Genomic DNA, 20101 nt, shown 5'->3' on the forward strand with positions numbered 1-20101 from the left:
TCGGCATACTGGCGTCATGGGAATGAACATGGGGCTGGTGTATGTCGAGAGCGCGGCGGTCGACGACCTCGCGGCGGTGGGGCTGCGGCCGACCGGGGCCCGGTCGAGCGGGGACGAGGCGAGCATCTCGCCCGACCCGGAGATGGTGGTCGCCCGCCGGGTCGGTGACTGGCTCGTCCTCGTCGGCGGGATGATGCTGCTCGCCACCGAGGACGAGATGCTCGCGCGCACGCTGGGCCGGCGGGTCGTGGCCGCGCTCCTCGGCAGCACGAGCGACACCTACTCCTTCGCCGTCTGCGAGCCGGACGGGGCGCGCCGGCACGTCGTGGACTCCGCGGGCCAACGCGAGGTCGACGAGGGGCCGGCGCTGCCCGCGGAGGACGGCGTCGAGCTGCTCACCGAGGACTCGGTGCTGGGGCTCCTGGGTGACGTCACCGGGGTCGAGATCTGGGACGCCTTCGTGGAGGAGGACTGGGAGGTCCTCGAGGGTGAAGGGGTCTTCGGGACCGAGACGATGTTCGACGAGGGCCCAGAGGTGACGCCCGGCGTCGCCGCGCCGGGAGACGAGGCATACCCGAGCGCCGGCGAGCCGACCCACGAGGCCGGTGGTCACGCCACGGAGGCGCAGGCGGAGGCATACCCGAGCGCCGGCGAGCCGACCCATGACGCCGGCGACCGCACCTCCGAGGCTGCGCGCAAGGGGTTCTTCGCCCGCCTGTTCGGCCGCTGAGCGGGAGCTCGCGCCCGGGTCTTGACTCTCACACGGTGTCAGGATCTGGAGTGGGACCGCCATGTTGAGTATCGGAGAGTTCGCCAGGTTGGCCGGGGTGTCGGTGCGCATGCTGCGCCACTACGACCAGCTCGGTCTGCTGCGGCCGGATCGGGTGGACAGCCGCAGCGGGTACCGCTCCTACGCCGCCGCCCAGCTCGCCCGCGCCAACCAGCTCATCGGCCTGAAAGACCTCGGGTTCACGCTCGAGCAGGTCGGTGTGCTGCTGGACGGCGAGCTGGCCGAGGGCGAGGTGGTCGCCCTCATGCGGGCCCGTCGTGATGCGCTGCGCGCGCAGATCGCGACGGACGAGCACCGGCTCGCGTCCATCGAGGCGAGGCTCCGATCGATCGCGAAGGAGAATCCCATGTCAGAGTTCGTCGAGACCTCGCTGCCCGCGCTCATGCTGGTGCAGCAGTCGGTCCGCATCAAGGAGATTTCGCAGGTCGAGGAGGCCATGAGCGGGATGTTCCAGCAGGTCAACGACCTGCTGCGGGACATCCCGCGAGCCGGCCCCGGCGTCGCGACCTACACCCCGCAGGGGGAGGGCATGATCGCGGCGGCCGCCGAGCAGATCGGCGACGCGCCCGTCCCCGACGGCCTGGAGCGGGCCACGGTCGAGGCCCAGCCACGGGCGCTCACCGTCCGCTACACCGGCGGCGACCTGTCCGGCATCCAGCAGTCCTGGCAGGGGCTCGTCGCCGAGGTCGAGGCCCGCGGCCTCACCCCGCACGGCACCTGCCGAGAGGTGTATGACGTCACGCCCTTCGACGGCGACGGCGCCGGCTGGTCGGTGGACCTGCAGCAGCCGGTCGCCTGAGAGGCCCGCTCCAGAGCGTCCCGTGGAAGTCGTGACCGTTGCCGACTTCCACGGGACGCTCGCGCGGGGAGCCACAGGGACGACGCTCGCCCCTCGGCTCAGGCCCAGCGCGCTAGCGTCACCACCGTGGCCTACACCTTCACCGAGTCCGCCTCGCCGCTGGTCTCCGTCCTGTGGTGGGTCGAGGTGGAGGAGGACGCGACCTACACCGACGCGGCGAACGAGTTCTGGGGCATCGCGTTCAGCCGACGCCACGGGCATACCGACGTCGTCGCCACGCTCATCGGGCCCAGCACGCAGCCGCGGACCCTCGACCTGCGCGCAGGGGAGCGCGGCTGGGGCGTCGAGTAGCCCGCGCACGTCTTCCTCCGGCACGTCCCGAAGCTGTCGCTGCTCGGCGAGATGCGCGACCTGCCGTGCGACGGCGCGTTCGTCGAGATCGGTGGGGTCCGGCTGCCCGTCCCGGGGTATGCCGACACCCGCGCCCTGGAGGAGCTGGTCACCCTGCTGCACCGTCAGGGCGTGCTCGTGACCGACGAGGCCATCGCGGCTGCGCTCGCCGGGGACGCCACGGCCTACTCCGACCGGCAGCTGCGGCGCCGGTCCAGCGCGGCGGCGGGGATGGGCCCGAAACAGCTGCAGCAGCTGGCGCGGGCGCGTGCTGCATACCGGCTCCTGCACGCAGGTCGGACCCTCGCTGAGGCCGCGGTGGAGGCGGGCTACAGCGACCAGGCGCACATGACCCGGGGGGTGCGCGCGGTCGCCGGGACGAGCCCGGCCAGGATCCTCGCCGCCGACCTCGACTCCTTCGGCAGCCGGCCGGGTGAGGATGGCCGGATCGTTCAATTGCCGTAACCCCTGCTGGCGGGAGGGTGGAGGCATGAACGAGGGAGAGGACAGGGCGATGACCGACACCACCCACACCACGCCGCGCGACGCGGAGGGCGCGGCCCCGACCATCACCCAGGAGGTCCTCGATGACCTCGCCCAGCGGCTGGCCCGGACCCGCTGGAGCACGAGCCCCGCCCCGGTCAGGGGCATGTCGACCGCACGGCTCCAGGAGCTCGTCCGCTGCTGGCAGGGAGCCGACTGGCGCAGCACCGAGGCGTGGCTGGCCGACCACGGGTCGGCCCTGACCACGACCGCCGACGGCCGGGCGCTGCACTACCTGCACGTGCCGGGCGCGGGCGGGGCCGCCGGTGGCCTGCCGATCGCCCTCCTCCACGGCTGGCCGGACTCGCCGCTGCTCTACCGCCGCATGCTTCCGCTGCTCGTCGGGGCCGGGCACCCGGTGGTCGTCCCCTCGGCCACCGGCTTCGGCTGGAGCGAGGAGCCCGCCGGGGAGCTCAGCGCCGATCTCGTCGCCGAGGACGTGCACGGGCTGATGACCTCGCTGGGCTACGACCGATACCTGGTGCACGGCACCGACTGGGGTGGCAGTTCCGGAGCAGCGCTGGCCGCGGCGCATCCCGAGGCAGTGGTCGGCCTGCACCTGCTCCAGCCGCCGGTCGACCGGGTCTTCCTGGTGGACCCCGACACGGCGACCGAGGCCGAGCGGGCCTTCCTGGCCGACCTGGAGGCGTGGGGCGAGGATGTCACCTACATCAGCATGCACGGCGCGCACGGCGACACCCTCGCCGCGGCGCTCGCGGACTCTCCTGCCGGGCTCCTGGCCTGGATCGGGGAAAAGTACGACGCGTGGGGCGGATCACGGATGCAGGACGAGGACATCATCGACGCCACGGCCATCCTGTGGCTCACCGGCAGCTTCCGCTCCTCGATCCGGCTCTACTCCGAGACCGAGGCGAACTGGCATGCGGACGCCTGGGAGGAGCCGGCCGGTGACGGCGCGGGCTCGGCGGAGCAGTCCGCCTGGAGCGGCTCGGCCGGTGGCGAGGCGTGGACACCCGCCAAGGTCGAGGTGCCGACCGCCTTCGCCCTCTTCGGCGGCGACCTGATGATGCCGCCGCGTGAGCTGTGTGAGCGATGCTTCGCCGTGGAGCGCTTCACCCTCTACCCGGAGGGCGGTCACTGGCCTGCGCTCGAGGAGCCGGAGCAGGTCGTCCGCGACGTGCTGGCCTTCGCCGACGGCAGGAGCTGAGCTCCCTCACCGGGTCACGACGGTCCCGTGGGAGTCGGGACCCTTCCCGACTCCCACGGGACCGTCGTGGGGCTGTGGACGACCGGGGCCACGGGAGGTCCACCTCTGTCAGGCTGGGGGCCGACGCACGAGCCGGGGGGCAGGTGCGGGCAGGGGGAGGCATGGCACGAGCGCCCAGCGCTGCGGCTCGCCGACGTGCCTGGCGCCACGAGGTCGCACGCCTGCTGGCGGACCGCCACTCCGGCGTCGCCCGACGCGCGGACCTGATCGCCGAGGGACTGACCGACGAGGACATCCGGGCCGAGGTCGATCGCGGGGTGTGGCACCGCGCCGGCTGCCACACCCTGTGCATCGCGGGCACCGAGCCGCGCGGCGAAGGGCTCTTCTGGTGGGCGTTGTGGGAGTCCGGCCCTCGTGCGGTGCTGGACGGCGCGACCTCCCTGGTGGTCTCCGGGCTGAAGCACTGGGAGGCGTTGCCCGTCGACGTGTCGGTCCCGCGCAACGCCACCGTCCGCTCGTTGCCCGGCGTCCGGCACCACGTCCTGCGTCACCTCGGGCCGGCGATCCCCGTCGGGCTGCGGCGGACCAAGACCGACGTGGCGCTCCTGCGCGCCGCGCAGTGGGAGCGCACGGACCGGGCCGCCGCGACGCTGGTGGCGATGACGGTGCAGCAGCGCCTCGTGTCGACCAGCGCGCTGATGGACCGCTGGGGCGGGACGCGACGCTGCGCCCGACGGCAGCTGCTCGGTGCCGTGATCCGCGACGTCTGCGACGGCTCTCACTCCATCAACGAGCTGGACGTCGTCGCGGCGTGCCGGGCCCACGGCATACCTGCTCCGAGCCGGCAGAGCACCCGGACCGTCGGCGCGGGGCGGGTCTATCTCGACCTCTTCTGGGACGACTACGGCGTGCACGGCGAGATCCAGGGCGCCCATCACCAGTGGGGTCTGCACGGGGTCGACGACGCCGTGCGCGGCAACGCCCTCGCCATCGACCAGCGCGACCTCGTCTCGCTGCAGATCCCGGTCCTCGGCTGGCGGCTGGACCCCGCGGTCTTCCTCGACCAGATCGCCTCGGCGCTCCGACGCGGCGGGTGGGCCGGTTAGCGTCCCGTGGGAGTCGGCACCCTTCGCGACTTCCACGGGACGCAACCGCCCAGGTATGCCGCTGGGCAGGCCCGCGCGGGCGTCGTTACCCTGAGGCTCATGGCCACGACCGCGACGACGCACCCCCTGCTGGACACCCACCGCGAGACCCTGGAGGCGGCGACGCAGGCGCTGCGGGAGCGCAGCTACTACAGCCGCTACCCCGAGTCGCCGAGCCCCCGCGTCTACGGCGAGGGCTCCTCCGAGCGCGGCCAGCTCGCCCACCAGGAGACGCTCAACAAGGACTTCGACGGGCTCGCAGAGCAGCCCACGACCGGCCGCAGCGTCGGCTCGGAGAAGAGTCCCTACGGCCCGACCCTCGGGGTGCGCTACCCCGAGCTCGACGTCGAGGCCGCGATGACCGCGGCCCAGGAGGCGATGCCCGCCTGGCGCGACGCCGGCGCCGAGGTCCGCGCCGCGGTCCTCACCGAGGCCATCGAGCGGATCAACGCCCGCAGCCACGAGATGGCGCACGCGGTCATGCACACCTCGGGGCAGCCCTTCGTCATGTCCTTCCAGGCCGGCGGCCCGCACGCGCAGGACCGCGCGCTCGAGGCGGTCGTCGTCGCGCTCGAGGAGCAGCGGCGCGTCCCCGGCTCGGTGACCTGGGAGAAGCCGGCCAAGGGCGACCCGATCCGCATGCAGAAGGACTACCGCGTGGTGCCGCGCGGCGTGGCGCTGGTCATCGGCTGCAACACCTTCCCGACGTGGAACGCCTACCCCGGCATCTTCGCCAGCCTCGCCACCGGCAACCCGGTCGTCATCAAGCCGCACCCGCGCGCCGTCCTCCCGCTCGCGCTGACCACCCAGATCGCGCGCGAGACGCTCGCCGAGGCCGGCTTCGACCCGGCCCTGGTGCAGCTCGCGGCCGAGGACGACGGCGGCACGCTCGCCAAGGACCTCGCCCTGCACGACGCGGTCAAGATCATCGACTACACCGGCGGCCCCGGCTTCGGCCACTGGCTGGAGACCGAGGCGGCGGGCGCGGGCAAGCTCGTCTACACCGAGAAGGCCGGGCTCAACACCGTCGTCGTCGACTCCACCGACGACCTCAAGGGCATGCTCGGCAACCTCGCCTTCTCCTTCTCGCTCTACTCCGGGCAGATGTGCACTGCCCCGCAGAACGTCTACGTCCCGCCGACCGTCCGCACCGACGAGGGCGACCTGTCCGCCGAGGAGTTCGCCGACAAGCTCGGCCAGGCCATCAGCCGCTTCACCGCCGACGACGCCAAGGCGGTCGAGATCCTCGGCGCCACGGTCAACGACGACGTCCGCGGCCGCGCGAGCGACATCCGCGCCCTGGCCGACCGCCTCGGCGGCGACGTCGTCCTCGACAGCCGCGCGGTCGCCCACCCCGCCTACCCCGACGCCGTGGTGCGCACCCCGGCCCTGGTGGGTGTCGACGCGACCAACGACGAGGCATACACGCAGGAGTGCTTCGGCCCGGTCGCCTTCGTCGTCCGCACCGAGGACACCGCCGACTCGCTGCGCCGCTTCTCGCGGACCGTCGCCGAGCACGGCGGCATGACCGCGGCGGTGTATGCCACCGACGAGGAGGTCCTGGACGACGCGCGGGAGGCCGCCGCGGACGCCGGGGTGGCGCTGTCGGAGAACCTCACCGGCCAGATCTTCGTCAACCAGACGGCCGCCTTCTCCGACTTCCACGGCACCGGCGCCAACCCCGCGGCCAACGCGGCCTACGCGGATGCCGCCTTCGTCGCCAACCGGTTCCGGGTCATCACCAGCCGGCGCCACGTCTGAGGCCCGAGGGTATGCCCGCACCCGAATACCCGCCCGCCGCACCTGACGGTGGTGCACCGGCGGCCCCGGTCGTCCCGGAGGAGGAGGTCGAGCCCGCCGCGATCCGGCTGCGGGCCGTGGCCGACGGGGTGGTCGCGCTGGCGGGCCTGTCCTCGCTGCGCGGGCGGGACCCCGAGACCGCGGTGGCCGCGGTGGGCCGGCTGGTCGAGGAGGCCTTCGCCGCGGGGCGCCAACGGGTGGAGGCCGAGGTGCGCACCGACGACGCCGACACCCGGCGGGTGCTGCAGCGGGCCGGGCTGCGGCCCGAGGGAGTCAGCCGCGGGCGCGGGAGCACGGCCGAGGGCATACCCGTCGACCTGCTGCGGCTGGCGCGGCTCACGGACGACCCCGCACCCGGCGAGCCGGGCGCCTTCCTCGGGATGCTCGACGCCACCCTGCCGCGCAAGCGGCTCATCGCCCAGGGGCTGCTGCGCGACGACGCGGGGCGGGTGCTGCTGTGCGAGCTGACCTACAAGCAGGACTGGGACCTGCCCGGCGGCGTGGTCGACCCCGACGAGTCGCCTCGCGCCACCCTGGCCCGGGAGATCCGCGAGGAGCTCGGCCTGGAGCTGCCGGTCGGCGACCTGCTCGCGGTCAACTGGCTGCCGCGCTACAAGCAGTGGACCGACGCGCTGCTGCTCGTCTTCGACCTCGGCATCCGGCCCGGCGTGACCGACGAGGCGGTCCTGCAGCGCACCGAGCTCCGAGGGCTGCACTGGGTCGAGCCGCGGCACCTCGAGGGCCGCGTCGCGCCCTACGTCGCCCGCCACCTGGCCTCGATCGGGTCCGGCGAGGCGGCCGGGCTGGTGCTGGAGGACGGCATAACGACGCAGGAGTGAGGGCTGGCAGGATGCCGTCATGAGACTCCGTGACGTCCAGACCGCCCGCACCACCACCGCCGTCCGCGAGGCGGGCGACCCCGGCTCGCCGACCGTCGTGCTCATCCACGGCAACGTGTCGTCGTCGGCCTTCTTCGACGTGCTCATCGAGGAGCTCGCCGCCGACTTCCACGTGCTCGCGCCCGACTTCCGGGGGTATGGCGACTCCGCCCGGGCCACGATCGACGCCACCCGGGGCATGGCGGACCTGTCCGACGACGTCGCGGCGGTCCTCGACACGCTGGGCCTGGAGGGACCGGTGGATGTGCTCGGCTGGTCGGCGGGCGGCAACGTCGCGCTCCAGCTGGCGATGGACCACCCGGGCCGGGTGCGGCGGCTGGTGCTGGAGGCTCCGGGCAGCCCGTTCGGCTTCGGCGGCAGCACCGGCGAGGACGGTCGCCCGGTCGCCGACGACTTCGCCGGGAGCGGCGGCGGCACCGCCAACCCGCAGTTCTGCGCGGCGCTCGCGGCGGGGGACCGCGGCGAGGAGCCGACGAGCCCGCGCACGACGCTGCGTTCGTTCTATGTCGCGCCCGGCTTCACCTTCGCGCCCGAGGTGGAGGAGGTATACCTGGACGCGATGCTGAAGACGACGGTGGGCGACGACGTCTACCCGGGCGACACCGCGACCAGCGACAACTGGCCGGGCGTGGCGCCGGGGACGACGGGGATGAACAACGCGTTGTCGCCGAAGTACCTCGACCAGTCCGGCTTCGCCGACCTCGACCCGGCGCTGCCGGTGCTGTGGATCCGCGGCGACGCCGACCAGATCGTGTCCGACACCTCGATGTTCGACCTGGCCCAGCTCGGCAAGCTCGGCGCGGTCCCGGGCTACCCCGGCGAGGAGGTCTGCCCGACCCAGCCGATGGTGAGCCAGATGCGGGCGGTGCTGCAGGCGGCCGGCGAGTTCACCGAGGTGGTCTACGAGGGCTGCGGCCACAGTCCGCACCTGGAGCAGCCGGAGCGCTTCGTCGACGAGGTCCGCGCCTTCCTCCAGGCCTGAGGGCTGACCGGCCGCACACCGCGCGGCCGGTCAGGACGCGGTCGGCAGCGGCGTGGCCAGCGCGGCGTCGAGGGCGATCGTGATCATGTCGCCGAAGGTCTGCTCGCGCTCCTGGGCGCTCGTCTCCTCACCGGTGACGATGTGGTCGGACACGGTGCAGACCGCGAGCGCCTGCCGGCCGTGCTGCGCGGCGAGGGTGTAGATCTCGGCGGCCTCCATCTCGACCGCGACGACGCCGTACTCCACGACCTTCTGGGTCAGCTCGGGACGGGAGTGATAGAAGCTGTCCGAGGAGAAGACCGTCCCGACCAGATGCGGCGCGTCGGCCTCCTCCGCCGCCTCGACGGCCGCCCGCAGCAGCGCGAAGTCGGCCGTCGCGGGGTAGTGGTAGCCGCCGAAGCGGATCGTGTTCATCGAGCTGTCGGTCGCCGCGGCCTGCGCGAGCACGACGTCGCGGACCTTCAGCCGCTCGGTGAGCGCCCCGCAGGAGCCGACGCGGACGAGCTGCTGCACGGCATACTCGCTGATCAGCTCGTTGACGTAGATCGAGGCCGACGGCTGCCCCATGCCGGTGCCCTGCACCGAGACCTGCTCGCCGCGGTAGGTGCCGGTGAAGCCGAGCATGCCGCGCACCTCGGTGTAGCAGACGGCGTCCTCCAGGAAGTTCTCGGCGATCCAGCGCGCCCGCAGCGGGTCGCCGGGCAGGAGGACACGGGGGGCGATCTGGCCGGGCTCGGCGGCGATGTGGGTGCTCACCCCGCCAGGGTATGCGCTCGCGCGGGCCCCTCTCACCGTCCCCTCATCCGGCTCTCACCCTGCTCTCCTGCGCGGCTGATGGGCTGCGCGGGCGAGAACGAGCCCGAACCGCAGCGCGGTCCGGGCCACGACCGAGGCAACAACGCGCCGCCCCACAGAGTCGCTCACCGGGCACCGCTGGACGTCCACCTGCATCGGCGGCGTTCGCCAGTCCGCGGGGCAGGCGGCCGGGTGCTAGCCGCGCTCAGCGAGCACTGGTCCTCGCACGACGTGGGCGAAAGTCCAGATCAGCCTGTGGTTCCCTTCCGTTGCCGTAGGGTTCGGACCCTGATGAGTGAACCAAGAGCCGCGCCGAAGGTACACCAGGTGGCGAAATTCCACGCCATGGCTATAACTAGTTCGGGGAAGATGGGTCCCATTGGAATGTCAGATGGGGGAATGACGCTGCCTTGCGTAGCTATCACCCCCCACACGATGACCAAACCCAATCCAGCCACTAAAGACCACAGGAAAGGTCCCGCTAGCCGCGTACTTGACATGCCGACGATGCCGCACAACAAGGCACTTAGAGACAAACCGCCAGCCAGAGCGACCAAAGATGGGCGGCCATCCACGTTCGCCCATTTGTAGAGGTGTTCAGCCGCCCCTACGGCGACGATGACACTTAGGCCAAGGAAGACCTGCATTCCTGCACCCAGGCCGCGACCGGTTATCTGCTCTTGCGTGTCAGATCTAACGTTGGCGCTCATCCGCACAACCTAACTCGATCGCTACTTCCATATTGGTACAGCCCGCTGAGCGCGTAGTATTCACGTGAATCCCCACATGTGTAGGAGACGTCAAGCCACTTCGTTGCGCCGGGATAGACGTCACCCGAGTCGTCATCTCTGGTGGGGTGGTAGGAAAAACCGACCCACCTACACTCCTTTAGAGACATAGAAATGTCATTACGGTTGCACGCCGGAGATGAGGTCTTGTAACCACTAGCGGCAACATACTCTGTGTCAAGAGCGGAACTACCGCGCATCATTTGAGGATTCCCCGCCCATCCGGTGACCGCGACACCCAGACGAAGTGTTCGCTGTGGTCGTGCTGACATCGTCTGACCCCGTCAGCAGAGAAGTAATCTCAGTGCCGGTAAGGGTAACATACTTACCGATGTCTTCATGATAGACCTTCTCGGTCATTTTTTCGGTCGAGATTACCGTTTCGATGTTCTCCGTAGTATTGCCCTCCGCGGCCGACACCGCCGGCCCTGCGAGGCCTGACACTGCGAATAGCGGCAGCGCGATCACAACGCCCAATCGCCTGCTCATGGCATCCTCTTTCATTTCGGTAAATAGCGTACGCAAGTCACGCTAACATCAGCATGAGCACCTCTCCAGTGCTCGCGTTACACCCCCTGAAAGTGCGCTCACCACGCCCGGTGTCAATCACGCCTTGGCTTGCGTCGACTTCGCCCGCTTAGATGAGTTGGGACTAGCTCGTGTCATGAGCCATCGGCTCGCCGTACTGTCCCTTAGAACCTAGGACTGCGATACGAGCAGCAGGCGCGGCGGATGGTGGACCGGCTCGTCACTGTGCTCGGCGAGGCCTGAGCAGGGTCGCCTCGATCCGGTCGGCCGCCGCCTGCGGGCCGCGCTCGGCCCGGACGCGTGCCCCGATCAGCGCCGCCTGGCGTCGTGTCCCGCTGTCGCCGACCGCACGGAAGGCGCCGCGCAGGGTGTCGACGGAGGTGCGCCCCACCGGCACCGGAGGCGCGGCCACGCCGATCTCGTGCGCCCGCCGGGCGAAGAACGGCTGGTCCAGCGCGAAGGGCACGACGACCTGCGGCACACCGGAGCGGGTGGCCTCCGCTGTCGTGCCGGCCCCGCCGTGGTGCGCGATCGCGGACATCCGGGGGAAGAGCAGGTCGTGCGGCGCGCCGTCGACGAAGGTGACGCGCTCGTCATACCTCTCCTCGAGCCCGGTGCCGCGCAGGGCGACGACGCGGTGCCCGGCGGCGAGCGCGCCCTCGATCGCGTGCCGCAGCGCCTGGCGCGTCTGGGGCAGGCTCTGGCTGCCGAAGCCGGCGTAGACCGGCGGTGCCCCCGCGTCGAGGAAGCGCTCGAGGTCGGCGTCGAGGGTCGTGCCGGACGGCGAGTCGCGGAAGGGGTAGCCGGTCAGCACGATGCGGCGGCCGCTGACCCGGCGCGGCGCGATGAGCTGCGGTGAGTGCGCGATGAAGGCGGGGACGGTGAGGGTATGCCGTGCCGCCCGCACCCCCGAGCCGCGCGGGATGCCGTGGCCGGCGAGGGCGTCGGCGACGGGGGAGCCCATCGCCATGCCTGGGCCGAGACCGCGCAGGCCGTCGAGGAGGTTGCGCGGGGAGCGGCCGCGGCGGGTGGCGAACATGCTGGCGTCGCCCCAGACCGACGGCAGCGCCGGGACGAAGAGCATGAGGACCTGCGGGCGCGGGTCGTGCGCGGCCAGCTGCCCGGCCCAGGGGAACGTCAGGGCGGTGGAGACGACGGCGTCGTAGCGCGGCCAGAGGTCGACGAGGGCGCGAGCGAGCTCTGGCGCCATGGCCTCGGCCTGGTGGCGCAGCGCACCGACCTGGCGGCCGATGCTCGCGCCGGCCATGCGCTCGGCGACGGTGCCCTCGCGGTAGATCCGCATGGCGTCGACCCGGATCTCCTCGACACCCAGCCCGGCGTCGCGGAGGGTAGGGGCGAAGTCGCTGGAGGCCGTGACGCCGACCTCGTGACCGCGCGCCTGCAGCTCCTGCCCGACCGCGGTCACCGGTTGGTAGTCACCCCGGCTGCCCCCGGCCAGGATCGCGATGCGCATACCTCCATCATCGCCCTCCCGCGCGGACCGGGCGCGAGAAGCTCCAGCGAAGGGCCTTCCAAGGGTCCTGGTCACTCAGTCGCAGCTGTCCTTCGGCTCCGTAGCGCCCTCGCGCAGGACGAACTCCTCACTGTGCCCGGCGTCATCGGTGAAGACGACGGTCGTCTCGTCGACGCGGGTGACGGTGCCCTCCTGCTCCGGGTTGTCCCAGCCGTCCGGCGGATTGCGCGAGCCGTCGTCGAGGAGGCCGCCGACGCGCTCGTACCACTGTCCCTCGAGCTGAAGGTCGTCGATGCCGCAGTGGGTGATCAGCACGAAGTCGTGGCCGTCGTCCGGGGTGCAGCCGACCAGAAGAGCCGTCGCCGTCGCTAGTGCGATGGCCCAGGGTGGCCGTCTCACCTCCGGTCCCCGGTACCGCTCTGCCGCGACCTCGTCGTTCGTCTCCATCGTCTGCGCAGCACGAAGCCGATCCCGCTGGCGAGGCCGCTTCCCGCCGCCAGGACCGGGAACAGCAGGATCGAGCCGACGAGGAAGAGCCCCGTCTCGTCGCTGCTGCCTGCCTGGATCGTCCAGAAGAGCCAGAAGCCGACGGCGCTCCCAGCTGCCACGGCCAGGGGCGGCCAGCGCAGGGCGAGGAGGGCGGTGACGACGACGAACGTGAGCCCGCAGCCCACGACCTGCATAGGCCGGTAGGGACCTTGGTAGGCGCCGAGGGCGGCGTCGTCGTAGTTCTCGTTGTCCCACGCGAGCCAGACCGCATACGTGGCGGCGCCGACCAGCAGGGCGAGGACGAACCCGGCCCAGCCGCCCGTCAGCCAGCTCCATCGTGCAGCCTGCTCTGTCCCCACCGTTTCTCCCCGGATCAACCGGTATGCCGTGCGCGCGTGGCGTCCTCGTGCCACGCCGTGTGTCGCGACTGGGACTCGTAGGCCACCACAGCCCCGCACTCCTGACAGACGGGCATCGAGCCCCTCTCGTTGCGCACATAGCCGCTCTGCATCTCAGCTCGCGTCATGCCGAAGAATTCCCGAAGTCCCATCGGCCCACCCTACGGTCGCGGCTGCCAAAGCTCTCCTGCGATCGGGCCGCCGCTCATTCCGGACGCTGGTCCGCCTGTCGCGCTTCTGGATCCTGGTCTGCGGCGCTGCGTGTCCCGTAGAACTCTCGCAGGGCGCTGAGGACTGCCGTGCGCACCGCAAAATAGATGAGATAGATGAAGACCGCCAGGAGAACGACGGACAGCGCTGCGTTCGTGGCCGGGTTCATGCCCGCCATCCCATCCTGGCGAGCTGTCCGGCGGGCTGATCAGCCTCAGATGCCCCGACCCGGTGTGAGGATGCCCTGCGGGTCCAGGGCGTCCTTGATCGCGGCCTGCACCTGCCGGGCGGTGTCGTCGAGCTGCCACGACAGCTCGTGCAGCTTGAGCGAGCCGATCCCGTGCTCGCCCGTGACGGTCCCGCCGAGCGACAGCGCGAGCCGGGTGATGTCATGGATGACGGCCTCGGCGGCCGCGTGGTCCTCGGGGGTGTCGCCCGCCTGCACGCTGGGGTGGAGGTTGCCGTCGCCGGCGTGTGCGACCGTCGACACCACGCGCCCGTGGTCGCGGGCGATCTCCTCGATGCCCTTGAAGACCGCGGCCAGCTCGCTCAGCGGGACGCCGACGTCGCAGGAGACCCGGAGCCCGCGCGCGGTCAGCGCCGGGTTGGACAGCCGCCGGGCCTCGATCAGCTCCTCGGACTCGGCGATCTCGCTGTCGGTCGCGCCGTGCCGGCGGCATACCTCGACGATGTCCTCGGCCTGCGCCTGAGCCCCCGGACCCACGGTCTGCCCGACGAGGATCGCGGCGCCGGGCACGGTGAGCCCGCTGGGCTGGTAGGACTCGATGATCTCCACGCTGGGGGCGTCGATCAGCTCGAGCACCTCGGGCGGGGTCGCCAGCGCGGCGATCGCGGTGACGGCGCGGCCCGCGTCGGTCATCCGGTCGAAGCCGACCCGGAAGGTGCGCGGCTCGCCCGCGGGCACCGGCTTGAGCCGCACGGTGGCGGCGGTGATGACCCCGAGGGTGCCCTCGGAGCCGGTAAACAGGCTGGTCAGGTCGAGCCCGGCGACGTTCTTGCGGGTGCGCGCGCCGGTCTGCAGCACGCGCCCGTCGGCGAGCACCACCTCCAGCGCGGCGACCGAGTCGGCGGTCACCCCGTGCGCGACGCACCGCAGTCCTCCGGCGTTGGTGGCGATGTTGCCGCCGATCGTGCTGGTGCGGGCGCTGGCGGGGTCGGGCGGGAAGAACAGCCCGTGCTCCTGCGCGGCGGTGTCCAGGTCGGAGGTGACCACGCCCGCCTCGACGTCGGCGAGCCGGTTGACCTCGTCGATGCGGCGGATCCGGTTCATCCGCGCCAGCGACAGGACCAGCCCGCCGGCATAGGCGACGGCACCACCGGACAGGCCCGTGCCGGCGCCGCGCACCGACACCCGGACCCCGTTCGCGTATGCCCAGGCCAGGGTCGCCGAGACGTCCGCGGTGCTCTCGGCGTGGACGACGGCCACGGGCATACCCTCGGGCTGCGCCCGCGAGCTGTCGCCGGCGTAGCGCTCCAGCTCCTCCGGGTCGCGGGTGAGCCGGTCACCGAGCACCTCGGCCAGGTCGGAGGCGACGGTCATCGGTGTTCTCCTCGTCGACGGTCGTTGTCCCTCCGATCATCGCCGATCCGCCACGCGGGAGGCGGACCGAGGGTCCGCCGACGCGGTCGTCCGCCTAGGCTGACGACCGATCACCGACGTCCAGGTCATCTGTGGAGGAAGCGTATGTGCCGAGTGCTCGCGTTCATCGGGCCGGAGACCCCGCTGGAGAACCTGCTTCTCACGCCGGAGAACAGCCTGGTCAACCAGGCCCTCGACCCGGAGAGCCACCCGGAGCTGCAGCTGGCCGGCTGGGGGTTCGGCGCCTGGGGCGAGCACCTGGCACACCCGGAGAAGCCCTTCATCTACCGCCGGCCGATGGCGGCCTTCTACGACGACAACCTGGAGCGCATCGTCCCGAGCCTGCGCGCCAGCACGATGCTGGCCCACGTGCGCGCCGCCGCCTACGACGCGAAGGTCGTGCTGGCCGACGAGAACTGTCACCCGTTCTCCTTCGAGGGGACACGCTGGATCGTCGCGCAGAACGGCTACCTGCCGGGCTGGCAGATCCTGCAGCGTGAGCTGCTGCAGCACTGCAAGGACGAATACCTCGAGCAGATGGCGGGCTCGACGGACACCGAGTTCATCTATGTGCTGCTGCTCTCGCTGCTCGAGGGCGACAGTGACGAGGACGTGCAGCGTGCGGTCGAGGAGCTGATCCGTCTGGTCGCCGGTGCGATGGACAAGCTCGACCTGCCGGGCCTGACCAAGCTCAAGCTGGCGTTGGTGTCCCAAGACCGCATCATCGGCGTCAACGCCGGCCTCGGGCTGCAGGGGGAGACCGACCCGACCGGCGACTGGCGGGAGCTGCGCAAGGCGGAGCCGGGCACCGACGACTTCAGCCTCTCGATGCTGCTGGAGCCGCTCTACTTCCTCATGGGGCGCAAGTTCGAGGAGGACACGAGCACGTATGCCTTCGAGCAGTGCGCCGAGGACGAGGCGACCGGTGTGATCTTCGCCTCCGAGGCGCTCACCGAGGACACCGACGGCTGGTCGCAGCTCGACTTCGGCCACATCGTCTTCCTGCGCAACGAGGGCGGGCGGGTGACCAAAAAGGTCGAGGCGCTCTCGGTATAGCGGGGTCCGGCCCGCAGCCGACAGGCGGCCAGCCCTCGGTGACCGCCGCCGTAGACTCCGGCGGATGAGCGATCCCGCGCCCTACCCCACGATGGAGGACACCATCGGCGGCACCCCGCTGGTGCGGCTGCAGCGCCTCCCGGGGCCGGACAACGAACGCCGCGGCAACGTGCTGCTCGCCAAGCTCGAGGGCAACAACCCCGCCGGCTCGGTGAAGGACCGGCCGGCGATCAGCATGATCCGGGGCGCCGAGGCGCGGGGGGAGATCTCGCCCGGCGACACCCTGCTGGAGGCGACGTCCGGCAACACCGGGATCGGCCTGGCGATGGCGGCCGCGATCAGCGGGTACCCGTTGGTCATCGTCATGCCCGAGGACGCCTCGATCGAGCGGATACAGACGATGAAGGCATACGGGGCCGAGCTCGTGCTCACCCCGGCGGACGGCGGCATGGAAGAGGCCCGCGACGTCGTGACGCGGATGGAGCAGGAGGCGAGGGGCCGGGTCCTGGACCAGTTCGGCAACCCGGACAACCCTCGCGCCCACGAGGACGGCACCGGCCCGGAGCTGTGGCGGCAGACCGACGGGCGGATCACGCACTTCGTGTCCGCGATGGGCACCACCGGCACCATCACCGGGGTCTCGCGCTTCCTGAAGTCGCGCGACCCCGGCGTCCAGATCGTCGGGGCCCAGCCGGCGGAGGGCTCCCGGATCCCCGGGATCCGCGCCTGGCCGCCGGAGTACGTGCCGAGGATCTTCGACCCCTCGGCGGTGGACCGGACCGTGGAGGTCGCCCAGCCCGACGCCGAGGAGACGGCCCGCCGGATGGCCCGCGAGGAGGGCATCTTCGGCGGCATCTCCGCAGGTGGCGCGTGCTGGGCCGCCCTGCAGGTGGCCGAGGAGGTGCAGGGGGCGACGATCGTCTTCGTGGTCTGCGACCGCGGCGATCGCTACCTCTCCAGCGGGGTCTTCCCCGCCTGAGATGTGGGCCGAGTCTCCAGCCGTGAGGTTGCCACGGCGGCAAGAGGAGGGTGGTCCCGAGGGGTTGGACCGGGGATACTGACAGCGCGACCCTTCCGGTCACAGTTACGTGGGGTCGGTCGTCTCGCTCGTCCTCGCCTGGCTGGTGCCCGGCGACGTCCGGTGGCCGCCCTCGTCGCCGTGACGTGGGCCTTCCACAGCGCCGTCGACCGCCTGCCGGGGTACGGACTCAAGTTCACCGACAGCTTCACCCACCCCCATCTCGGCGAGATCGGGAAGAAGCCCTGAGCTCGCGGCGGGGCGTGCTGCGGCACGGGCGCAGCAGTTGGATGAGCGCTACCGTCGGCTCATGGAGACGGTAGGACTTCGTGAATTGAAGCAGGACGCTCTTGGTCTCTTGCGACGTGTGGAACGAGGGGAGGAGATCGTGGTCACCGTCTCCGGTCGACCCAGTGCCAGACTCGTGCCGGCCCGACAGAGTCGGTGGCGCCTCTGGGAAGACGTCGTTGACTTGTTCGCCGGCGCCCCTGATGCTCAATGGGCGGCTGACCGGGAGTGGCGCCCCAAGATCAGTGGCAAACAGGCTCATCGACAGCGGTCCGATCGATCAGTCGTCCTACTGAAGAATGCGTGCCAGATGCTCGTGCAGTCGGTCGGCGTCCTCGGACCCCTTCCCCGTGAGCGCGATCTCCTGGTTGGAGTGACTCCACCCCTCAGTGGAGAGTGTGGCCAAGCGGGCTTCGACGTCGATGTACACCCAGTAGTCGATGCACGGTGCGGGCCACTGGTCACCGTACGACTCGACGATCCCACTGTCCGGGTAGCGCTCCGCGAACTGGATGGGGTCGGCCTCCCAGAGCATGTCGCCGACGACTCCGACCACCGGCTGCGTGGGAGAGGAGCGGGAGAACCCAGCATTGGTCGAGGTGAAGAGCCTGTCCAGTCGATGGCAGACGATCGGTGACCACTCTGGCTCGAACTCTTCCGTCACCTCATCCAACGTACAAGAGTGTGCAGGTAGCGGCACGGCTGCCCGTCGCGGAGCAGCCCTACACCCGGCCAAGTGGCAGTAGCGATCTGTCCAGTTGGGAGAACCGGGGGTGGTGTAATCACGTCATGCGCATCTTCTTCACCGGGGGCAGCGGCAAGGCCGGCAAGCACGTCGCGACCTACCTGGCCAAGCAGGGTCATCAGGTCACCAACGCCGACCTCGTCCCCCTGGAGCATCCGGACGTGGCAGACCTGAGGGTCGACCTCACCGACGCCGGCGAGACCTACTCGGCGTTGGCCGGGCTGGCAAGGATGGAGGAGCTGAATGTCGCGGAGAAGCCTGCCTACGACGCCGTGGTGCACTTCGCGGCGTTGCCCGCGATCCTGATCGCCTCCGATGCCCGCACCTACGCGACGAACGTGCTGAGCACATACAACGTGCTGGAGGCCGCGACACGGCTGGGTGTCCGCAAGATCGTGTTCGCCTCCTCGGAGACGACCTACGGGATCTGCTTCGCTCAGGGCGAGCGGCGACCGCAGTACGTACCGGTCGACGAGGACCACCCGACGGTGCCGGAGGACTCCTACGCCATGTCCAAGGTGACCAACGAGGTGACGGCGCGCTCCTTCCAGGCCCGCAGCGGTGCCGACGTGTACGGCCTGCGCATCAACAACGTCATCGAGCCGCACGAGTACGCCGAGATGTTCCCCGACTTCCTCGACGACCCGTCGCTGAGGCGGCGCAACATCTTCGCCTACATCGACACCCGCGACCTCGGCCAGATGGTGCAGCGGTGTCTGGAGGTCGATGGGCTCGGCTACGAGGTCTTCAACGTCGCCAACGCGGACATGTCCGTCGCCCTGACCACCCAGGAGGTCCGGGAGCGCTTCTACGACGGGGTCGAACTGAAGCGTGAGATGGGCCCGGACGAGACCTTCTACTCCATCGACAGGGCCCGCGAGCTGCTTGGATACGAGCCGCAGCACTCGTGGCGCGACGTCCTGTCAGATCCTCAGCCAGAGGCCTGACCCAGGCGCACCGACCGCGACGGTATGCCCCCCCGGGCCCGGCGTCGACTCGCTCGGTGCGGGATGAGGCCGCCGTCCGGTGCATCTACGATGCGCATATGCGGGGCGACGAACAGCGGATTATCCAGGCCTTCTGTGACTTCATGAGTGCACGGGGGTGGTCGGTCTCGCGGGAGTCGACCATGTCGACGTGGTGGCTGAGAAGGATGGACTGAAGGTGCTGGCGGAGGCCAAGGGGCGCACGGCTGCGATCGGTTTGGACGTTGACACGATGTTCGGTCAGCTATTGCGACGCATGCCGTCGACAGGGCGGAGCGAGGGGATGCGATTTGCGGTCGTGGTGCCGACAGCTGCTGTGAGCGCAGTCAGACGCGTCCCTGCCTGGGTGCTTGAGGAACTGCAGATCGACGTATACGTCGTCGGCGACGACGGGTCAGTCGCCGCTCCCTAGCGTCACTTGAGCGGCAGTGGCCTGCGTCATTGATGATCGTTAGACCGGGGCCGCGATAGCGAACCCTCCGGTCAGGAGCAAGGCCACCCCGGTAAGTGCGCATACCCTGCCCGCGCCGGTGGTGCTCATGTCGTCTCCGTCTGCTGTGGCCCGGTCGGTGCCGTAGATGGTGGCGAGGCCGAGCGCGAGAACGATCGGGAGCAGGATGTAGAGAAGACTCTGGTAGAGCCAGGCGTACGGGACGAAGTGCACTGCTCCGGCGAGGGAGAAGAAGAGCGGAACCAGGGTGTAGCGACCTCGCACCGTCAGCACGATCAGCAGCGGCAGCACGAGGAGCTGAGACACGGAGATCAGGACCCCTAGCTGTGTGATCAGCTCGCCACCTGGTCTTGCCTCGAGCATCCCTAGCCACGTCGAGATGCCTAGTGCGACGGGTAGGGCGACCATCCCTTGGAACAAGGTGGCCGTCACTGCCCACTTGGGCTCGGTGACGCGCCACATGACGGCGCAGACCAGCCAGGTCGTGCCGTATGCGAGCAGGAAGACCGCCGGTCAAGTCCGGTGGAGTGGTGTACGAGTGTGTGATCCCTCGTCGGGGGGTTAGGCGGTCAGGGCGGGGACGAGGGTGGTGGTCACCTCCTGGGTCTGGTCGGCTGGCTCTTCCGGCTGGGTGAGCGCGGTCCGGCAACGGGTGAGGATGTCGAGTCCGATGTAGCGGCGTTGCTCGGCCCAGGCGTCGTGCTGCTCGGCGAGGACGGCGCCGACGAGGCGGATGATGGACTCGCGGTTGGGGAAGAT

23 protein-coding genes and 1 pseudogene are annotated in these 20101 nt (G+C 70.6%); 15 read left to right on the plus strand and 9 right to left on the minus strand.

Features of this window, described 5'->3' with window-relative positions; all coding sequences use genetic code 11:
* Positions 1–16: 16 nt before the first annotated feature.
* From BJF86_RS02270 to BJF86_RS02305, 9 genes are all read left to right on the plus strand, one after another.
* On the plus strand, positions 17–730 hold the full coding sequence (locus tag BJF86_RS02270) for a hypothetical protein (protein WP_143553641.1): 714 nt from the start codon (positions 17–19) through the stop codon (positions 728–730).
* 61 nt (positions 731–791) lie between these two features.
* Positions 792–1589, plus strand: a complete 798-nt coding sequence (locus BJF86_RS02275; protein ID WP_075816797.1) for a MerR family transcriptional regulator — start codon at positions 792–794, stop codon at positions 1587–1589.
* 126 nt (positions 1590–1715) lie between these two features.
* The gene (locus BJF86_RS16810; protein ID WP_083652650.1) at positions 1716–1940 is read left to right on the plus strand and encodes a hypothetical protein; all 225 of its coding nucleotides are present in this window, start codon (positions 1716–1718) and stop codon (positions 1938–1940) included.
* A 51-nt stretch (positions 1941–1991) separates the two neighbouring features.
* Complete coding sequence (locus tag BJF86_RS16815) at positions 1992–2444, plus strand: helix-turn-helix domain-containing protein (RefSeq protein WP_083652651.1); 453 nt, start codon at positions 1992–1994, stop codon at positions 2442–2444.
* Positions 2445–2493: 49 nt separating this feature from the next.
* On the plus strand, positions 2494–3690 hold the full coding sequence (locus BJF86_RS02285; protein WP_075816798.1) for an epoxide hydrolase family protein: 1197 nt from the start codon (positions 2494–2496) through the stop codon (positions 3688–3690).
* A 161-nt stretch (positions 3691–3851) separates the two neighbouring features.
* Positions 3852–4796 carry a hypothetical protein gene (locus BJF86_RS02290; RefSeq protein ID WP_075816799.1) on the plus strand — a complete coding sequence of 315 codons (945 nt, stop codon included), beginning with the start codon at positions 3852–3854 and terminating at the stop codon, positions 4794–4796.
* Between the two features lie 99 nt (positions 4797–4895).
* A complete protein-coding gene (gene paaN / locus BJF86_RS02295; protein WP_075816800.1) occupies positions 4896–6596 on the plus strand; it encodes a phenylacetic acid degradation protein PaaN in 1701 nt (566 codons plus the stop codon).
* A gap of 11 nt (positions 6597–6607) precedes the next feature.
* On the plus strand, positions 6608–7474 hold the full coding sequence (locus BJF86_RS18575; protein WP_237768045.1) for an NUDIX hydrolase: 867 nt from the start codon (positions 6608–6610) through the stop codon (positions 7472–7474).
* Positions 7475–7493: 19 nt separating this feature from the next.
* Complete coding sequence (locus tag BJF86_RS02305) at positions 7494–8516, plus strand: alpha/beta fold hydrolase (RefSeq protein ID WP_075816801.1); 1023 nt, start codon at positions 7494–7496, stop codon at positions 8514–8516.
* A gap of 30 nt (positions 8517–8546) precedes the next feature.
* Here the strand turns inward: BJF86_RS02305 and deoD are convergent, their stop codons facing one another.
* The 6 genes from deoD to BJF86_RS02335 all read right to left on the minus strand — a co-directional run bounded on the left by deoD (position 8547) and on the right by BJF86_RS02335 (position 14759).
* The gene (deoD, locus tag BJF86_RS02310) at positions 8547–9272 is read right to left on the minus strand and encodes a purine-nucleoside phosphorylase (RefSeq protein ID WP_075816802.1); all 726 of its coding nucleotides are present in this window, start codon (positions 9270–9272) and stop codon (positions 8547–8549) included.
* A 1575-nt stretch (positions 9273–10847) separates the two neighbouring features.
* The gene (locus BJF86_RS19465; protein ID WP_075816803.1) at positions 10848–12101 is read right to left on the minus strand and encodes a glycosyltransferase; all 1254 of its coding nucleotides are present in this window, start codon (positions 12099–12101) and stop codon (positions 10848–10850) included.
* Between the two features lie 75 nt (positions 12102–12176).
* Positions 12177–12500: a hypothetical protein gene (locus BJF86_RS02320; protein WP_075816804.1), complete on the minus strand. Its 324-nt coding sequence runs from the start codon at positions 12498–12500 to the stop codon at positions 12177–12179.
* Positions 12497–12949, minus strand: a complete 453-nt coding sequence (locus BJF86_RS02325; protein WP_075816805.1) for a hypothetical protein — start codon at positions 12947–12949, stop codon at positions 12497–12499. Before BJF86_RS02325 ends, BJF86_RS02320 begins: the two co-directional genes overlap by 4 nt.
* 244 nt (positions 12950–13193) lie before the next feature.
* A complete protein-coding gene (locus BJF86_RS17805; RefSeq protein WP_158068352.1) occupies positions 13194–13367 on the minus strand; it encodes a hypothetical protein in 174 nt (57 codons plus the stop codon).
* Between the two features lie 45 nt (positions 13368–13412).
* Complete coding sequence (locus tag BJF86_RS02335; protein WP_075816807.1) at positions 13413–14759, minus strand: FAD-binding oxidoreductase; 1347 nt, start codon at positions 14757–14759, stop codon at positions 13413–13415.
* 144 nt (positions 14760–14903) lie between these two features.
* Between BJF86_RS02335 and BJF86_RS02340 the strand changes: the two genes are divergently transcribed.
* From BJF86_RS02340 to BJF86_RS19260, 4 genes and pseudogenes are all read left to right on the plus strand, one after another.
* Entirely contained in the window at positions 14904–15854 is a 951-nt protein-coding gene (locus BJF86_RS02340; RefSeq protein WP_075816808.1) for a class II glutamine amidotransferase, read from the plus strand.
* Positions 15855–15918: 64 nt separating this feature from the next.
* On the plus strand, positions 15919–16833 hold the full coding sequence (gene cysM / locus BJF86_RS02345) for a cysteine synthase CysM (RefSeq protein ID WP_075816809.1): 915 nt from the start codon (positions 15919–15921) through the stop codon (positions 16831–16833).
* A gap of 162 nt (positions 16834–16995) precedes the next feature.
* Positions 16996–17121: a DUF4260 family protein gene (locus BJF86_RS18585; RefSeq protein ID WP_269087245.1), complete on the plus strand. Its 126-nt coding sequence runs from the start codon at positions 16996–16998 to the stop codon at positions 17119–17121.
* 61 nt (positions 17122–17182) lie between these two features.
* A pseudogene (locus tag BJF86_RS19260) lies at positions 17183–17305 on the plus strand (type II toxin-antitoxin system Phd/YefM family antitoxin); the annotation flags it as partial.
* Positions 17306–17449: 144 nt separating this feature from the next.
* On the opposite strand, the gene BJF86_RS18595 reads toward BJF86_RS19260, so the two are convergent.
* Positions 17450–17833 carry a hypothetical protein gene (locus BJF86_RS18595; RefSeq protein ID WP_237768049.1) on the minus strand — a complete coding sequence of 128 codons (384 nt, stop codon included), beginning with the start codon at positions 17831–17833 and terminating at the stop codon, positions 17450–17452.
* Positions 17834–17949: 116 nt separating this feature from the next.
* Between BJF86_RS18595 and BJF86_RS02360 the strand changes: the two genes are divergently transcribed.
* Together BJF86_RS02360 and BJF86_RS02365 are read left to right on the plus strand one after the other, a co-directional pair.
* Positions 17950–18852: an NAD-dependent epimerase/dehydratase family protein gene (locus tag BJF86_RS02360; RefSeq protein WP_075816811.1), complete on the plus strand. Its 903-nt coding sequence runs from the start codon at positions 17950–17952 to the stop codon at positions 18850–18852.
* Positions 18853–19042: 190 nt separating this feature from the next.
* Complete coding sequence (locus BJF86_RS02365) at positions 19043–19303, plus strand: hypothetical protein (RefSeq protein ID WP_202817304.1); 261 nt, start codon at positions 19043–19045, stop codon at positions 19301–19303.
* 39 nt (positions 19304–19342) lie between these two features.
* Here BJF86_RS02365 and BJF86_RS19705 read toward each other — a convergent pair whose 3' ends face one another.
* Both BJF86_RS19705 and BJF86_RS02375 read right to left on the minus strand, forming a co-directional pair.
* Entirely contained in the window at positions 19343–19843 is a 501-nt protein-coding gene (locus tag BJF86_RS19705) for a DUF7010 family protein (protein WP_075816812.1), read from the minus strand.
* A 60-nt stretch (positions 19844–19903) separates the two neighbouring features.
* On the minus strand, positions 19904–20101 hold a 198-nt coding region (locus BJF86_RS02375; RefSeq protein ID WP_075816813.1), incomplete at its 5' end, for a transposase.

The sequence above is a fragment of the Serinicoccus sp. CNJ-927 genome (assembly GCF_001942435.1).
Taxonomy (GTDB): Bacteria; Actinomycetota; Actinomycetes; order Actinomycetales; family Dermatophilaceae; genus Ornithinicoccus; species Ornithinicoccus marinus.

What these genes read in the sequence shown, in the direction of transcription:
- BJF86_RS02270 (WP_143553641.1), top strand. Translation starts at nt 17, where the DNA reads ATGGGAATGAACATGGGGCTGGTGTATGTCGAGAGCGCGGCGGTCGAC.
- BJF86_RS02275 (WP_075816797.1), top strand. Translation starts at nt 792, where the DNA reads ATGTTGAGTATCGGAGAGTTCGCCAGGTTGGCCGGGGTGTCGGTGCGC.
- BJF86_RS16815 (WP_083652651.1), top strand. Translation starts at nt 1,992, where the DNA reads ATGCGCGACCTGCCGTGCGACGGCGCGTTCGTCGAGATCGGTGGGGTC.
- BJF86_RS02285 (WP_075816798.1), top strand. Translation starts at nt 2,494, where the DNA reads ATGACCGACACCACCCACACCACGCCGCGCGACGCGGAGGGCGCGGCC.
- BJF86_RS02290 (WP_075816799.1), top strand. Translation starts at nt 3,852, where the DNA reads ATGGCACGAGCGCCCAGCGCTGCGGCTCGCCGACGTGCCTGGCGCCAC.
- paaN (WP_075816800.1), top strand. Translation starts at nt 4,896, where the DNA reads ATGGCCACGACCGCGACGACGCACCCCCTGCTGGACACCCACCGCGAG.
- BJF86_RS18575 (WP_237768045.1), top strand. Translation starts at nt 6,608, where the DNA reads ATGCCCGCACCCGAATACCCGCCCGCCGCACCTGACGGTGGTGCACCG.
- BJF86_RS02305 (WP_075816801.1), top strand. Translation starts at nt 7,494, where the DNA reads ATGAGACTCCGTGACGTCCAGACCGCCCGCACCACCACCGCCGTCCGC.
- BJF86_RS19465 (WP_075816803.1), bottom strand. Translation starts at nt 12,101, where the DNA reads ATGCGCATCGCGATCCTGGCCGGGGGCAGCCGGGGTGACTACCAACCG.
- BJF86_RS17805 (WP_158068352.1), bottom strand. Translation starts at nt 13,367, where the DNA reads ATGAACCCGGCCACGAACGCAGCGCTGTCCGTCGTTCTCCTGGCGGTC.
- BJF86_RS02335 (WP_075816807.1), bottom strand. Translation starts at nt 14,759, where the DNA reads ATGACCGTCGCCTCCGACCTGGCCGAGGTGCTCGGTGACCGGCTCACC.
- BJF86_RS02340 (WP_075816808.1), top strand. Translation starts at nt 14,904, where the DNA reads ATGTGCCGAGTGCTCGCGTTCATCGGGCCGGAGACCCCGCTGGAGAAC.
- cysM (WP_075816809.1), top strand. Translation starts at nt 15,919, where the DNA reads ATGAGCGATCCCGCGCCCTACCCCACGATGGAGGACACCATCGGCGGC.
- BJF86_RS02360 (WP_075816811.1), top strand. Translation starts at nt 17,950, where the DNA reads ATGCGCATCTTCTTCACCGGGGGCAGCGGCAAGGCCGGCAAGCACGTC.